A 16,196-nucleotide genomic window follows, 5' to 3' on the forward strand; every position below is an offset into this window, starting at 1 on the left:
GGTTATTAACATCTTACAATAGAGTGCCGTTTATGGGCATTTTTTTATGAAATTTTAAGAGTGTTGCACTTAATATTACAATCCGTCTTATTAAAAAGGAGTGGATCATTATGTCAGAATCAAGTACAACACCATATAGACACGTCAGTCAAACAACAAATGAAGCAATCGTTCAAGACAAGAAAAAGTTTCAATTACCACATGTATTATTAATCATGTTGATGATGATGATGTTTGCTTGTTTTTTGACATATGTCATTCCAGCGGGCACTTTTAATACTGATAAATCGGGTGCAATAGTTCAAGGTACATATCATGCCATCGCACAGAATCCAGTGAATCCTATTTATGCAATTACATTAATACTTAATGGTGGTATAAAATCTGCGCAAACAGTGACATTGTTACTATTTATAGGTGGTGCAATGGGAGGTATTCTACAACTAGATTCTGTTAAGAAATTAACTAATTATATGATTTATAGATTTGAATCTGCAGGGGCTTTGCCCTTAGTTATAGGTTTATTTTCACTGATGGCCTTTATAGGATTTTTTGTCGGTGGTGATCAAATGATTGTCTTTGTCACATTAGGCGTCATTCTAGTGCATCGATTAAAATTAGACCCGCTCATGGCTCTAGCAATTACGTTTTTGCCACTTTATATGGCATTTTCAGTTTCACCCTCAGGTATGGCCAAAATTGGGCAAATTGTTTATCCAGATGTAGTACTTTATTCAGGCTATGGTGGAAGAGCGATTATGTATGGTGTCTTTTTCGTAGTAACGCTTCTCTATGTGGTATGGTATGCCAAAAGGGTGATTAAAGATCCGAATCGTAGTTTGATGAATACACGTGCATGGCAGTTAGATATTAAGAATACGACTTCACAAGACATTACTATTGAAGAACGTCAGGTCAATTGGAGAGATTATAGTGTAGTGTTATTAGTCGTTTTGACACCGATTATTTTAGCACTTGGTAATGGTTTATTTAAATGGACTGAGAAATATGGCAACGGCGTCTTTATTACTGTCTTTGGCATTAGCTTTGTACTGGCCTATATTATAAAAAGTAAAACGCCAAGTGACATGGTAGATGGCTTTTTAGAAGGTGCTAAGCCAATGTTGGTTGTGGCATTTGCTATTATTATGGCTAATACAATAAGTGTTATTTTAGAAAAAGGTCAAATACTAAGTACAATTGTTCACGTACTGACAACACAACTAGATGGAGCACCTTCTGGATTGGTGTCCATTATTGTATTTTTAGTGGCATTAGTATTTAATTTCTTAGTTCCCTCAGGGTCAGGACTTATGAGTGTGATGATTCCAATATTACAACCTGTGACTGAAACGCTAGGTGTGAATGACCAAATACTATTGACGTCATTATCGTTTGGTGGAGGTTTAGGGAATTTAATTACGCCAACACTTGGAGCTACCATCGGGGCAATCGCTATAGCGAAAGCAAATTTCGGGTCTTGGATTAAATTTATGTTGCCACTCTTTTTTCTATGGATAGTGGTAGGAGGCATCTTACTGTACGTATTTACGGTGACAGGTTGGTCAGGTGGTATTTAAATAACAGCAGAGTGAACATAGGGTGCGTCTATAGCATAGATTATTGTTTGATCTACCAATTTAATTTAGCTGTATTGTTTAAAGAATTGTCACTGTAATTTATTCATAAATGTCCTATAATATGCTTGAGGAGGATTATCTATGCGTAGAGTACTTTATGCTTTTTTAGTTTATACTATTTTAGGCTTATTAAGTGGTTTCTATTATCGTGAGCTAACGTTAGCGCATCACTTTACTGGTGATACACAACTTGTTGTAGTACATACACATACACTGATATTAGGTATGTTTATGCACCTTATTTTATTACCGACCGTTAAAATATTTAAATTAGATAGTTACTATCTATTTAATTGGTTCTTCATCATATATAATATTGGCGTGCTCACAACAATAGGTATGATGTTTATGAAGGGAACATATCAAGTTATAGGGTTGAAAGTCCCTGAATCATTTGCAGGGTTTGCAGGTATTGGGCATACAACGTTAACTGCAGGATTTATTTTGTTATTCTTTTTATTGAGAAATGCCATTATCAAAGATCCAAGAAATTAAAAAATCGAGACGCTGAGACATGTAAATGGTATCTTAGCTTCTCGATTTTTTTGCGTTAATGTAATTTTGGATAGCTATTATTTTTTGGATTTTAAAGCATTATAGAAGATGTCGCGTTGTTTTTCTAGTGAAATTGGATCGTTATATTGTGTTTCTGAAACATCAAATTTAATAATATTATCATTTTTTACTGCTGGGAGATTTTTCCAGTAATTTGTAGATTCAAAATTTGCTACTTTATTTCCATTCGTAGCAACAACTGCGTAATCACCAATATATTCTGTGAATTTCTCAGGACTCAATGGTGTAGCAAATTTATCTTTTGTAGCTTTCGCGAGTGCTTCAGGTTGTTTCATACCATAGCCATCATAGAAAATTTCAGTACCTCGACCTAAATGGTTGCTAAAAGCCATCGTTCCTTTTGGTGTTTGTTGAACGACTGAAATAGATTTCCCTTTAATCACAGGTTCAAGTTCTTTTTTATCTTTTGCCATTTGTTTGTCCCATTGTTTAATCCATTTTTGAGCTTTATCTTTTTCGCCAACAACTTCTGCGAGTTTTAAAGTATTGTCTTTGTAGTTAGATTTTTCTGAGTCAAATGCAATTGTTGGAGCAATTTTTTGTAATTTTTTAATATTTTTATCTTGTACTGTTGTAATGATTAAATCAGGTTTTTGTGTTGTGATCTGCTCAATACTTGTATTGTCAATATATTTTACACCTTTTGTGACATCTTTTAATACTTTGTTCTGTTCAACAAATTTTGGTACAGCAACAGGTTTGTGATCAAATTTAACAAGTGCACCAACATAGGTAGGGTGTAACACTACAATACGTTTTGGATCTTTTGGAATTTTAACTTTGGAATTTGTATCATCTTTAAAAACTTTTTGATCATTGTCGTCAGATTTTGACTGATGATCACTTGATTTATCATTGGTACAAGCACTTGTAAATAATAATAAACATAAAGCAATAAATAATAATTTTTTCATTTGTTGTAGCTCCTTTGATAGTTAATTTTAAAAATAATTGCCTTCCTATTGATAATCGTTATCAATTATAGCATAATGGAGATAAGAGGCAAGTCTAATTTTTGGGAGGAAGCATTATGGATGACGTTATTATAATCGGTGGTGGCCCTGCTGGATTATTTGCAAGTTTTTATTCAGGACTAAGAGGGATGAACGTACGTATTATAGATGTACAAGACAAACTCGGTGGGAAAATGCATGTGTATCCTGAAAAAATTATTTGGGACATTGGTGGTTTAGCACCAAAACCATGCTACGAAGTGATTGAAGATACGGTGAAACAAGGGTTGCATTTTAATCCTGAGGTGAACTTAAATGAACGTGTTATAGATATTAGAAAAATAGCTGAACAACACTTTGAAGTAGAAACTGACCAAGGCCATGTATTTGAATCCAAAGCAGTGATTATTGCGATTGGTGGCGGCATTATTAATCCGAAACAATTAGACATTAAAGATGCAGAGCGTTATAAACTGACAAATCTACATTATGTTGTACAATCCTTGAAGAAATTTAAAGGTAAGGATGTACTGATTTCTGGATGTGGGAATTCAGCATTAGATTGGGCAAATGATTTGAGTGGTTATGCTAAAAGTGTAACGTTGATTTATCGTAAAGCAGACATCAAAGGTTATGAAGCGATGCGAAATTTATTAGAACAACTACAAGTTGAAAAATTACCAAACACACATATTCATCAGTTGATAGGTGATGATTCTCAAACCAATATTGCACAAGTTGTCTTGGAAAATATTGAAACAGGTGAACGTACCGTGCGTCAATTTGATGATGTTATTATTAGCCATGGTTTTGACAGAGAAAATACATTACTGAATCAATCATCTACGAAGGTAGACATGTTTAATGAATATAGTATTAAAGGTTTTGGTAATACGGCAACGAGTATTGAAGGTTTATATGCATGTGGAGATATTATTTATCATGAAGCTAAGGCCCATTTGATTGCCAGTGCTTTCAGCGATGCAGCGAATGCGGCAAACTTAGCTAAATTATACATTGAACCTAAAGCTAAGCCTGAAGGTTATGTATCGAGCCATAATGATATTTTTAAAGAATCTAATAAAGTTGTAATGAAAAAATACTTATAAATGTATAATAATTGATAGAATTGAGCGGGGACAATAAAGATTGTCTCGGCTCATTTTTAATGTATTTATAAACACGGTTAAGGTATGGTGATATTAGAATATTTGAAATTGGAGGTTTGTAGCATGGTTGAAGTTAAGCATGAAGCACCAAGTGTTTCAGATTATAGAAATATGCGTAAAATCGCTGGATTAAGTGAAAAATCGCACGCAGCAGCAGAAAAAGGAATTCACAATGCATGTTTTGATGTTACGATTTATGATGCACAAACACTTATTGGAATGGGGCGCGTAATTGGAGACGGAGGTACAGCATTTCAAATTATTGATATCGCTGTTCACCCTAATTATCAAGGCCAAGGATATGGGAAAGTAATCATGTCACATGTGATGTCATTTATTGAAGTAGAGGCTGAGCAAGGAACTTATGTTAGCTTGATTGCTGATTATCCGGCAGATCAACTCTATGCACAATATGGATTTATCACTACTGAACCGCATTCATGTGGTATGTATAGAAAATATTAAAAAGAGTGAATCGCCGAAGCGATTCACTCTTTTTTTAAATATATGATTTATTTTGATTCATGAATATTAGCATCTGTTGCATTTGTTCTAGAACGTAAATCAGCTTCGATTTCTTCTAGACTACGACCACGTGTCTCAGGTAAATATTTAATAACAAAGACAAGTGCACAAATACCAATAATCGCAAAGATTAGAAATACTTGTTCAACTGATAATACTTCAGTCAAGACAGGGAAGAATTGTGCTACTAATAAACTACCGATAGATAATACTAAAGCAGCAGCTCCTGTTGCAGCACCACGTGCACGCATTGGGAATAACTCTGGAAGCATTACCCATAATACAGGTCCCCAAGTGAAACCAAAGAAGATAATAAATAATGTCAAACATGCTACGATAATCCAAGCAGAAGATTGGATACCGATTGTCCAAATAAGTACGGCCATAATAAGTAATGATGCGACCATACCAATATTACCAATGACTAATAAACGTTTACGATCAACTTTATCAATAATCATAATTGCAACGATTGTAATCAGTACATTGACAGTACCAATACCTACTGTACCAAGAATTGAAGTAGCGTCACCTAAGCCGGCTTTACTAAAAATTGTTGGTGCGTAGTAAATAATGGCATTAATACCTATAATTTGTTGTAATAATGCAAAAATACAACCTATAATCAGCGTTGGACGTAACCATGGTGATTTAAGGACGTTCCATGTACTTTCAGAAATGCGATTAATTTCTTTCATATCAGCAATTTCTTTGTCTATTTCGTGATCTTTAAATGTTAATTTCATAACATCACGTGCTGCTTTTTCACTTCTATGTTCAAGTAACCATCTAGGACTTTCTGGCATAAATGCAACACCAATTAATAGAATTAATGATGGCACAATTGCAAGGCCTAACATCCATCTCCAGCCTTCAATTGGTGTGAAAGCATAGTTGATTAGGTAAGAAGATAAGATACCAATTGTAATCATTAATTGGTTTAATGAGCTAAGTGAACCACGTTGCTCAGTTGGTGCCATTTCAGATAAGTAGACTGGTACAATCGCAGTAGAACCACCTACAGCTAATCCAATCACAAGTCTACCTAATACTAATATTGGCATTGAAGGTGCCAAGGCTAAGATTAAAGCTCCTACGATATAGATAATCGCAATAATGAATACGACACGTCTACGTCCTAGCCTATCGGATAAAGGACCACTTGCACCCGAACCTAATATTGCACCTATGAGCATGGATGAAACAACAAAACCTTCTGTATAACTGTTTAAAGGTATGTCATCTTTTATGAATAATAGGGCACCAGAGATAACTCCCATGTCGTAATCATAGAGTAAACCACCTAAAGCGCCGAGGAAAAAGATGAGCTTTTTATTTACTTTAATTCCCATAATAACCCTCCTGTTGGTATTCGATAATGAATAGTATACGCTTTCATATATTACTTGTAAATATTAAAGTATAACTTTTTTATTTATTAATAACTATTTATATGGAATATAATTATATACATTTTGAAAAGAAAATAAGCGATATTAAATTGGAAATTAAAAACCGAGATCAAGTTAGATACTTAATCTCGGTTTGCATGAAATGTTATATGGTAGTTATTTATTTTGCTTCGAAATCAATGACAATACGACCAGAATTAGTATGTTCTAGTAACTGTTTAATACTTGATTCGATGTCATTAAATTTAACTACATGTTTAATGTCGTGTAATCTATCAGGTTTTAAATCTTTCGCTAATCGACGCCAAATTTGTTTGCGTTGTTTCATTTCAGTATATACTGAATCGATACCAATAATGCTTGTGCCTCTAAGTATAAAAGGGAATACAGAGCTATTAAACTGAGTACCAGCAGTCATACCAATCAAGGCAACGATGCCATTATAGTCTAACTGTTTAACGATTTGGGATAAACTTTCGCCACCCACTGGATCGATGACACCTTGCCATGTACGCTTACCTAATGCTCTTTCGTCAACTTCAGTGAATCGTGAAATTACTTCTTTGGCACCTAAAGCTTTCAGTTGATCTTCTGCATCTGTTTTACCAGTACTTGCGACGACATCAAATCCAATTTTGTCTAACATCATTACTGCTAATGTACCAACACCACCTGAGGCACCACGTACGAGTACATCAGCTTTTTCGATTGATAGACCATTATGCTCTAATTTTTCAATGGCTAGGCCGGCAGTATAACCTGCTGTACCATAAATCATTGCTTCTTCGAATGTTAAGTCTTTCGGTAATGGCACAACCCATTCTTCTTTGACGCGTGCATATTCACTAAAACCTCCGAAATGACTTGTCCCTAAGTCATAGCCTGTAACAATAACTTCGTCACCTTCATCGAAAGCGTGTGTATCTGAATGTTCTACTACGCCAGCTAAATCAATTCCAGGTACCATCGGATATGATTTTACAATTTTTGAATCTTTTACTGTAGCAAGTGCATCTTTATAGTTAATACCTGAGTATTTTACTTTGATAAGTACTTCGCCTTCAGGAAGATCATCTATAGTCATGTCTTTATATTGATGTGTTACTTTGTCGTCTTGTTCATCGACTACAAAGGCTTTGAATGTATTCGTCATTGCCTTATGGCACTCCCTTATGATTAAATTTACGAACTATTAAAAAACTAGACCTACTTTATCATGTAATTGCATATTACACAATATGCCGAATTAAGTGTATTAATAAGTAAGCGGTTTAGTTTGAAATTAAAAGTATAATTACATTTATTTTAAATGAAGAAAGTAAAATTATTATACGGTTAAATAAAAATTGGTCCAGTTACATCATATTTAATAGTATAGATAAGGCCCTTTTAGTATACTAGTACTAAAGTTAGTAGAGGACGGTGAAGTTAATATGAATCAATCCATTGAAGCTGTGCAACTAGAAGAAGTAGAAAAGTTGCGTACTTTAAGTATGTTTACTTTTAAGACCACATTTGAACATGGTGCTTATACAGAGGAAGATTTTGATACGTATTTCAATGAAGCATTTGCAGTTGAACAATTAAAGCAAGAATTACAAAATGAAGATTCATTTACCTATTTTTTTAAAGAAGATAACGAAGTTGTTGGTTATTTTAAATTAAATATTAATTCAGCACAGACTGAACCTAAAGGCCCTGATTATTTGGAAATTCAACGAATTTACTTTGTACCACAAGCACAAGGTGGAGGTAAGGGGAAACGTGTTATTCAATTTGCTATAGAGCAAGCAAATCGTTTAAACAAAACGAAGATTTGGTTAGGGGTATGGGAACATAATGCACAAGCATTTAATTTTTATAAAAAGCAAGGTTTTACAGTGACTGGAGAACATCAATTTTATACAGGCGAAGTTATAGATACTGATTTAATTATGGAGAAAGTACTCTAAAATAAAATTACTATAGTTTATACTTAAAGAGTAAAGCGCGATTGTTTTGGTAGTATTGGCATATATTCAAAATATGTTTTGATTTTGTAAAATTTATATTTTAAATTGAAAAAATTTGGTTAAAAGGTGTTTAATTTTGGATTTATAGTGAATAATAAAGTAACCTTAATCAGCCTATGCGACAAAGATACATATATAATAGGTTACTAGGTCAATAATATAGACACTTTAAGGAGGCATTTTTTATGAAAAAGCTTTTAGCAGGCGTTTTAACCTTATCTTTAGCACTTGCAGCATGTTCAAATGGTAGTGATGACAGCAGTAAGAAAGACGATAGTTCGAAAGAGAAACAATCTTCTGAGGACAAATCAAAAGATTCTAAGAATAATGATAAGAAGAGCAATGATAGCTCTGATAAAGACAAAGACAAGAATTCAGACAGCAAGTCAAATGATAATAATGATAGTAATTCAGATGGATCAGACAATGCATCAAATAACGATGGCAGTGATTCATCAAATAGTGATGCAAATTCAGGTAATGCCAATGGTTCTAATGATTCAAGTAATTCAAATGGTTCTAGCAATGGTAACGATGCTACATCATCAAACAACAATGGTAATGCCAGTGGTTCAGCGAATACTGGTAATAATGATAATGCAACTAGTAATACTAGTAGTAATGGCAACAGTAATTCTGGTGCTTCGCAATATGTTGCTCCATATCAAGGTCAAAATGCAGTACCAGTAGCACAAAATATTACTGCAGGAGGCACAGATACACAAAGTGCTTTACAATATTTACCTAATTTCCAAACAGCATTAGATAATGCAACGGCTGAAGTGAACGGCTTAAATGGCCAATCTAATCCGTATAATGATTATGCAATTGAAGGTAGTAGTGGTTCATATACCTATATCTTTAGTTTCCAAAATCAAGCACAACCAGGTACGTACATGATTGCAACCGTAGACCAACAAGGTACGGTTAGAGTTGTAGATCCAGCATACCAACAATAGGATAAGATTTTATGATTTAGAAAAATGAGCACAGGACATCAATATAGATGCCTGTGCTCGTTTTTTGTTTGAAGTCGTTCGATTATTTGGATTTTGTACATTTATGAATGATGTGAGAAAGTGTTTCGAATGCATGATTATCTTTATTAATAAAGGTAATGTCATTAAGTTCCTTCATTTGATGACTGATTAAATCATTAAGTAATGCTTTCGAATCACTATATCTGACTGTAGCTAACGCATGCATGACTTCATCGTATACGCCACGTTCTGCTATATATTGCTCATGATTTGGCGTATATTGACACACAATTTTATCAATAGTTAGTGCGTCAAATATAATTGAAGAATAATCAGTTAGTACGATATCAGAGACTAATAATAAATCTTGTACTTCAACATGTTGTGGTGCAATAATTGCATGTTCGGGAATTTCAAGTGCGTTGTCTTCAACATGTCCTTTGAAGATGACGTTATATTTATTTAATAGGGCATCGCTGATTGGCAATAAATCAGAAGTATCACTCGTTGATTTCCAAGTCGGTGCATATAATAATGTCTCTTTATTTGGGTCTAATTTTAGCTCGTGTTTAATAAATGTAATATAGGGCTTATCTGATTGCTTGTCTAAAAGATAGCGCACTCGCGGATAACCACAGTTCAGCATATGCGTTTGTTGTTGTGGAAATGCAGTTTTAAAATAATCAATCATTGATGCACAATCACTGACAAAATAATCTTGCTGTAAACATTTATTGTATTTTCGAGCACGATAATTATAAATATTTAGATTCTGATGTGGCTCTGTACTGTCTAAAAACAATTTTTTAATAGGCGTACCATGCCATAATTGTATGATTGTGCCATTAGGTTTAAGATTGTCTGGAATATAACTTTCTAAAATAACGACTTGTGCACTTTCAATGAGTGATGCTGCTTGTGGATCACTTGGTTTAATGAAATTCGGACCACTTACATCATCAGTAATGAAATAAATGGGAAGTTTCGTAAAGTGTTTTGCAAAATAATTAAATAAATAACGAGAATTCCCTCTAAATCCATAATCAAACCCTAAGAAAACAATATGATTTTTAACTTTAGTTTTATCTTTAGTATATATGTAGCTCATATTTTGATGTTTTTTTTCAAAGTGTCGATGTATCCCTTTGAATATCCAATGCGGGCACTTGAAATTGGAATAACTGAGACACTTATCAGTAAAACGCAAAGTCCCAGGTTTTAGAATTTCATTTCTTTTAAACGGAATAGCATTTTTGTGCACATAGGCTAGTTTATTTAAGTTGAATTTGGTTGTGTCTAAGGGTGATAGCTGTTGTATATCTTGCCAAATGTCTGGACTAGTTGTCAGAGGCATTTCAAAATTAAATACCACGTGACTATCCGTTGCAATATCATCTTCTAACAGTGAAATAACAGCTAAATCAAATACAGTGTTGATGTGGAACTGTTTAAGTATAGACTGAGCAGTTCCTATATGAAAAACAACATTTGGGTAATGATTGATATTTTCAATCCAATCGTTAAATGAGATGTTTGTTTTCCCATAATAAGTACAATCATTGTGATACTGTTGGCGGACTGTATAATCAGCAACAATTGTATAAGGTTTAAGTGCTACTGCTTCAAGCATGGGTTGATATATTTCAATACTTTCATTTGTTAGAACGAAATGAGTGAATCCTTCTTGTTGTGCTTTTGCTAATTTCGACTCTAAAAGATGGATCGTTGTCATTTTAATTTGTTTAATCATCTGAATCCCTCTACTCAATATTTAATATATCTATTCTACCACGACAATAATATGAGGCAAAAGCAAACGATGACGATAACTAGTTTATAGAATAAGGAGATATTAATCGTAATATATTTAATCTTTAAAACGTAATATATTAAGTGTGAAAAAGGGAAATAATACGCTAAATTTTCTATTGTAAATGATAGAAAAAATGTTATAATTTAATTGTGAAAAAAATCACAATTAAGAGATGCATTTACTTTTAACTCCCTAAAAGTAAATAAAAAATAGAAAATGGAAGTGAGTCAAATGTTTGTAGAAACGTTCAATCCCTTTGATAATGTCTTGTTATCATCTATCGTTGCAGCAATACCTATCGTGTTATTTTTACTATGTTTAACACTATTTAAAATGAAAGGTATTTATGCATCTATTACCACGGTAGTCGTTACCGTTATAATAGCGATTTTATGTTTTAAATTACCTGTGAGAATTGCTTCAGGCGCAGTTGTAGAAGGCTTTTTCCAAGGTATTATACCAATTGGATATATTGTAGTTATGGCTGTATTGCTTTATAAAATTACCAATGAGACAGGTCAATTTAATACCATTCAAGATAGTATTTCTAGCATTTCACAAGACCAACGTATTCAATTATTATTGATTGGTTTTGCATTTAATGGATTTTTAGAAGGAGCTGCGGGGTTCGGTGTTCCTATTGCAATTTGTGCATTATTACTAACACAACTTGGCTTTGCACCATTACAAGCGGCGATGTTATGTTTAATTGCGAATGCCTCTGCTGGCGCATTTGGTGCGATTGGATTGCCAGTTACAGTGATTGATACATTAGGTTTACCTAAGGATGTATCCGTAATAGCAGTATCAGCAATGTCAGCATTAACATTAGTTTTTATTAACTTATTGATTCCATTTTTATTAATATGGATTATTGATGGGTTTAAAGGTATCAAAGAAACATTACCTTCTATTTTAGTAGTAGGTATCACATTTACTGTATTACAAGGGTTAATTACAGTATTTATCGGACCTGAATTAGCAGATATTATTCCGCCTTTAGGTGCAATGTTAGCACTGGCACTATTTTCTAAAAAATTCCAACCGAAACACATTTTTAGAATTAATGAAGGTGAGCAACCGCAAGCAGTTACGAAACATAAACCAAAAGAAATTATTTACGCATGGAGTCCATTTGTCATATTAACAATTATCGTAATGATATGGAGTGCACCAGCTTTTAAAGCACTCTTTGCGCCGGGTGGTGCGCTAGCATCATTTGTCTTTAATATTACACTTCCAGGGACTTATAGTGATATTGCGAATAAAGCTATTACATTACCTTTGAATATTATTGGACAAACAGGAACTGCCATTTTACTGGTTATTATAATTACGATTTTAATGTCTAAAAAGATTCAGTTTAAAGATGGTGCTCGTTTGTTTAAAGTTTCTCTTAAAGAATTGTGGTTACCTATAGTAACAATTTGTTTTATTTTGGTTATTTCAAAATTAATGACCTATGCAGGCCTAAGTAATGCTGTGGGTGAAGGTATTGCTAAGACAGGAAGTGTGTTCCCATTACTGTCTCCAATTTTAGGATGGATTGGTGTATTCTTAACAGGATCAGTTACGAATAATAATTCATTATTCGCACCAATTCAATCCGCTGTAGCAAATAACATAGGAGCAAGTGGTGCATTATTAGTGTCAGCCAACACAGTAGGTGGTGTTGCAGCTAAATTAATTTCTCCACAATCTATTGCAATTGCGACTGCTTCAGTACAACAAGTAGGTAAAGAATCTGAATTACTGAAAATGACATTGCGCTATAGTGTAGCACTACTCATATTTGTATGTATTTGGACATTCCTATTAAACTTGTTTATTTAGAAATTTATAATTGATAGCTAGGCTTAAAAACACCTGTCACAAAAATAAATAGAGGTTGAGACATGTGCTTGTCTCAGCCTCTATTATCATGTTGGTAACTAATGCAGTAGGTTATAGTGCATTAAAAAATCACTAGACTACAATAGAATTATATCTTAAAGAAAAATGATTTAAGCATCTAACATAGTTGAGAAATCTTTGTATATTGCTTCGGGGCTGTATTGTGTAACAGTTTGATAAGCATTGCGAATAATAACTTCGTCTTTGAACTCTTGATTGATTAGACGACGTAATTTAATTGTCAATGCTTCGACATCATCATGTTCTACTAGGTAACCGTTGATATTATTTTGAATAATTGAGTCTGGACCTGCATTCCCATCAAAACTCACAACTATACTACCTTGATTCATTGCTTCAAGAATTACCATACCAAAGCCTTCATTACGAGATGGAATAACTGTAATTTCACTTGTTGCTAACTTTTCATTTAGTTGCTGTGTTGGTCCTTGAAGTTTCACAATGTCTTCAAGGCTATTATTTTTAATCAGTTGCTCAAGGTGTCGTTGCTCTTTGCCATCACCGTAAATATGAATTTGATATTCAAATTGACGTACGATTTTTTGAATAGGTATTATACTTTTAATAAGTAAATCAAAACCTTTTTCATATTCTAAACGACCAGCAGCACAAATAATGTTTTCTTTGCGATGATTTAATCGTGCTTCATTAATAATATTCGGCACAACGAACGTTGGAATATGGATATGTGATTGGTAATTGACTTTGTCAGCTGTGGTAAGCGTCGTTAGTTTATCTAAATGTTGATAGGATTGAATAATTTCTTGTTGATATGGTTCTGGATGTGCATCGAAATTCATATGCTCCATACCTATTTTTTCAATAAATGGTGATGCATATTGTGCTATTAAGATATTAAAACTTGCACGCGAACCGATAATTACATCTGTTTTGACATTTTTAATCGCTTTTATCATTTTCTTTTCTATATAATGGGAAAATTGATCAAGCCCTGGTTCAAATTGTGAAATGTGTTTAGGTTTTGAAAGGTTAGTGAATTTTGAAATACGGTTAAATAAAATATCTTTAAAATTAAAAGGATGTAATTGATAATTAATAATTGATTTTATTGAAATGGATGGATGTAAATCAAAATAGGGAGTAGACTCTCCTTTAAACACAGAAATGATCTCTACTTGATGTCCTTTTTCTGCTAAAATGTTTGCTGTTTGTGAAATAGACTTAACAGTACCGCCCATTGCATACACATTATGCATGAAAAAAGTAATTGATTTCATAAAGTGACCTCCAGTTTTTACGAAACATAAATTGAAACTCATTATAGCATGATTAGAGAAATCGGCGTTAGCTAGAATTTTATTTTTAAGAACTTGATGGATTCTCTAACCAGATAATATGAGTTTACTTAGTTAAAGTTCATATTTTGCTACATTTGCTACATATTATAGGAAGATATGGAACATTTCTGAAATAGTATCGCTTATTACGTTTTAATGAGTATAATTGAAAAAGTATGATATATTCTAGTTAACACATATAAACAAAATTATTGTAGAATTTCTGAAAGCCCTTTTTTCAGGCAAGAATTACGTATATAATTAGAGAGGTATGAAATGTTTGTACGATTGCATGACTAATAACGGGCAATTAGAAGCAATTTTTTATTTTTTGAGTATAGAAAACGCTTTATTTAAAGAAAATAAAGATCACGTTTCTATTAAACACATATAAAAGGGGGACTGTATTTGTTATGAGTACAATACATAGCAAAACAGATGTCATCTTAATCGGTGGCGGTATTATGAGCGCAACACTCGGAACTTTATTAAAAGAACTCGCACCTGAGAAAGAAATTAAGATGTTTGAAAGGTTATCGACGCCTGCAGAAGAAAGTTCTAATGCATGGAATAACGCCGGAACAGGTCATTCTGCATTATGTGAATTAAACTATACAAGTGAAAATAAAGACGGAACGATTGATATTAAAAAAGCAGTAAAAATAAATGAACAGTTCCAAGTTTCTAAGCAGTTTTGGAGTTATTTAGTAAAACAAGGTCAATTAGCAAACCCTGAAGCATTTATTAAACCTGTACCGCACATGAGCTTTGTGCAAGGTGTGAAAAACGTAGAATTTTTAAAGAAACGTGTAGAACGCTTAAATGATAATATACTATTTAATAATATGACTATTACTGATAATAAAGAAAAAATAGCCGAGTGGGCACCTTTAATGATGGAAGGTAGAACTTCACATATCCCTATGGCAATGAGCTATGATAAGACAGGAACTGATGTTAATTTCAGTGCCTTAACTAAAAAATTATTCGAAAATCTTGAAGACAAACAAGTTGAATTAAACTATAAACATGAAGTTCAAGATATTAAACAACGTAAAGATGGCGTTTGGGAAGTAAAAGTTAAAAATTTAGATACTGAGGATATCATTATTGTTGAAAGTGATTTTGTATTCATAGGTGCTGGTGGTGCGAGTCTACCACTATTACAGAAGACCGGAATCAAAGAATCTAAACACATCGGTGGCTTCCCGGTAAGTGGCTTATTCTTAGTTTGTAAAGATGAATCTATTACTAAAAAACATTTAGCTAAAGTATATGGTAAAGCGCCAGTTGGTGCACCACCGATGTCAGTACCACATTTAGATACACGCTATATCGATGGTAAACGTACAATTTTATTTGGACCATTTGCTGGATTTTCACCAAAATTCTTGAAAACTGGATCTAATTTAGATTTAATAAAATCAGTTAAACCGAACAACTTGATTACGATGCTTTCAGCAGGTGTGAAAGAAATGAGCTTAACAAAATATCTTATTTCACAACTCACACTTTCTAATGAAGAGCGTATGGAAGATTTACGTCAATTTGTACCTAATGCTAAGAGTGAGGACTGGGATATTGTTGTTGCAGGACAACGTGTTCAAGTTATTAAAGACACTGATAAAGGTAAAGGTACATTGCAATTCGGAACAGAAGTGATTACTTCTGAAGATGGCTCGTTATCAGCGTTATTAGGTGCGTCACCGGGTGCATCTACAGCAGTGGATATCATGTTAGATTTACTGAAACGTTGTTATAAAGATGAGTTTTCAACATGGGAAGAAAAAGTTAAAGCAATTGTTCCTTCTTATGGGATGAAGTTATCTGACAACGAAGCATTATATACACAATTAAATAAAGAAATAACGAAATATCTAAAAATTAATTAAGCTTAAATATAT

At 33.3% G+C, this 16,196-nt stretch carries 13 protein-coding genes; 8 read left to right on the plus strand and 5 right to left on the minus strand.

Features of this window, described 5'->3' with window-relative positions:
* The first annotated feature begins 110 nt into the window (after positions 1–110).
* Together ACSULM_RS11245 and ACSULM_RS11250 are read left to right on the plus strand one after the other, a co-directional pair.
* Positions 111–1,580, plus strand: a complete 1,470-nt coding sequence (locus ACSULM_RS11245) for a Na+/H+ antiporter NhaC family protein (protein ID WP_436862777.1) — start codon at positions 111–113, stop codon at positions 1,578–1,580.
* A 141-nt stretch (positions 1,581–1,721) separates the two neighbouring features.
* Positions 1,722–2,135: a DUF2871 domain-containing protein gene (locus tag ACSULM_RS11250; protein WP_436854574.1), complete on the plus strand. Its 414-nt coding sequence runs from the start codon at positions 1,722–1,724 to the stop codon at positions 2,133–2,135.
* A 77-nt stretch (positions 2,136–2,212) separates the two neighbouring features.
* On the opposite strand, the gene ACSULM_RS11255 is transcribed toward ACSULM_RS11250, so the two are convergent.
* Positions 2,213–3,130, minus strand: a complete 918-nt coding sequence (locus tag ACSULM_RS11255; RefSeq protein WP_436862780.1) for an ABC transporter substrate-binding protein — start codon at positions 3,128–3,130, stop codon at positions 2,213–2,215.
* Positions 3,131–3,246: 116 nt separating this feature from the next.
* Between ACSULM_RS11255 and ACSULM_RS11260 the strand changes: the two genes are divergently transcribed.
* Both ACSULM_RS11260 and ACSULM_RS11265 read left to right on the plus strand, forming a co-directional pair.
* Entirely contained in the window at positions 3,247–4,278 is a 1,032-nt protein-coding gene (locus ACSULM_RS11260) for an NAD(P)/FAD-dependent oxidoreductase (RefSeq protein ID WP_436862781.1), read from the plus strand.
* Positions 4,279–4,401: 123 nt separating this feature from the next.
* Complete coding sequence (locus tag ACSULM_RS11265) at positions 4,402–4,803, plus strand: GNAT family N-acetyltransferase (RefSeq protein WP_436862784.1); 402 nt, start codon at positions 4,402–4,404, stop codon at positions 4,801–4,803.
* 47 nt (positions 4,804–4,850) lie between these two features.
* Here the strand turns inward: ACSULM_RS11265 and ACSULM_RS11270 are convergent, their stop codons facing one another.
* On the minus strand, positions 4,851–6,215 hold the full coding sequence (locus ACSULM_RS11270) for a sugar porter family MFS transporter (RefSeq protein ID WP_436862787.1): 1,365 nt from the start codon (positions 6,213–6,215) through the stop codon (positions 4,851–4,853).
* Positions 6,216–6,435: 220 nt separating this feature from the next.
* Positions 6,436–7,428, minus strand: coding sequence for an acrylyl-CoA reductase family protein (locus ACSULM_RS11275; protein ID WP_436862789.1), 993 nt, complete (start codon positions 7,426–7,428; stop codon positions 6,436–6,438).
* A gap of 280 nt (positions 7,429–7,708) precedes the next feature.
* On the opposite strand from ACSULM_RS11275, the gene ACSULM_RS11280 reads away from it, so the two are divergent.
* Both ACSULM_RS11280 and ACSULM_RS11285 read left to right on the plus strand, forming a co-directional pair.
* Positions 7,709–8,227 (plus strand): GNAT family N-acetyltransferase, encoded by a 519-nt coding sequence (locus ACSULM_RS11280; RefSeq protein WP_436862791.1) that lies wholly within the window; start codon positions 7,709–7,711, stop codon positions 8,225–8,227.
* Between the two features lie 245 nt (positions 8,228–8,472).
* Complete coding sequence (locus ACSULM_RS11285; protein ID WP_436862792.1) at positions 8,473–9,246, plus strand: hypothetical protein; 774 nt, start codon at positions 8,473–8,475, stop codon at positions 9,244–9,246.
* Between the two features lie 82 nt (positions 9,247–9,328).
* Here ACSULM_RS11285 and ACSULM_RS11290 read toward each other — a convergent pair whose 3' ends face one another.
* On the minus strand, positions 9,329–11,017 hold the full coding sequence (locus ACSULM_RS11290) for a CDP-glycerol glycerophosphotransferase family protein (RefSeq protein ID WP_436862793.1): 1,689 nt from the start codon (positions 11,015–11,017) through the stop codon (positions 9,329–9,331).
* A 294-nt stretch (positions 11,018–11,311) separates the two neighbouring features.
* Between ACSULM_RS11290 and ACSULM_RS11295 the strand changes: the two genes are divergently transcribed.
* On the plus strand, positions 11,312–12,913 hold the full coding sequence (locus ACSULM_RS11295; RefSeq protein WP_436862795.1) for an L-lactate permease: 1,602 nt from the start codon (positions 11,312–11,314) through the stop codon (positions 12,911–12,913).
* A 170-nt stretch (positions 12,914–13,083) separates the two neighbouring features.
* Here ACSULM_RS11295 and ACSULM_RS11300 read toward each other — a convergent pair whose 3' ends face one another.
* Positions 13,084–14,232, minus strand: a complete 1,149-nt coding sequence (locus ACSULM_RS11300) for a glycosyltransferase family 4 protein (protein WP_436862798.1) — start codon at positions 14,230–14,232, stop codon at positions 13,084–13,086.
* A gap of 473 nt (positions 14,233–14,705) precedes the next feature.
* On the opposite strand from ACSULM_RS11300, the gene mqo reads away from it, so the two are divergent.
* Positions 14,706–16,184, plus strand: coding sequence for a malate dehydrogenase (quinone) (gene mqo, locus ACSULM_RS11305; RefSeq protein WP_436862801.1), 1,479 nt, complete (start codon positions 14,706–14,708; stop codon positions 16,182–16,184).
* Positions 16,185–16,196: the final 12 nt, after the last annotated feature.

Source organism: Staphylococcus caeli (genome assembly GCF_051413795.1).
Lineage (GTDB): Bacteria > Bacillota > Bacilli > Staphylococcales > Staphylococcaceae > Staphylococcus > Staphylococcus caeli_A.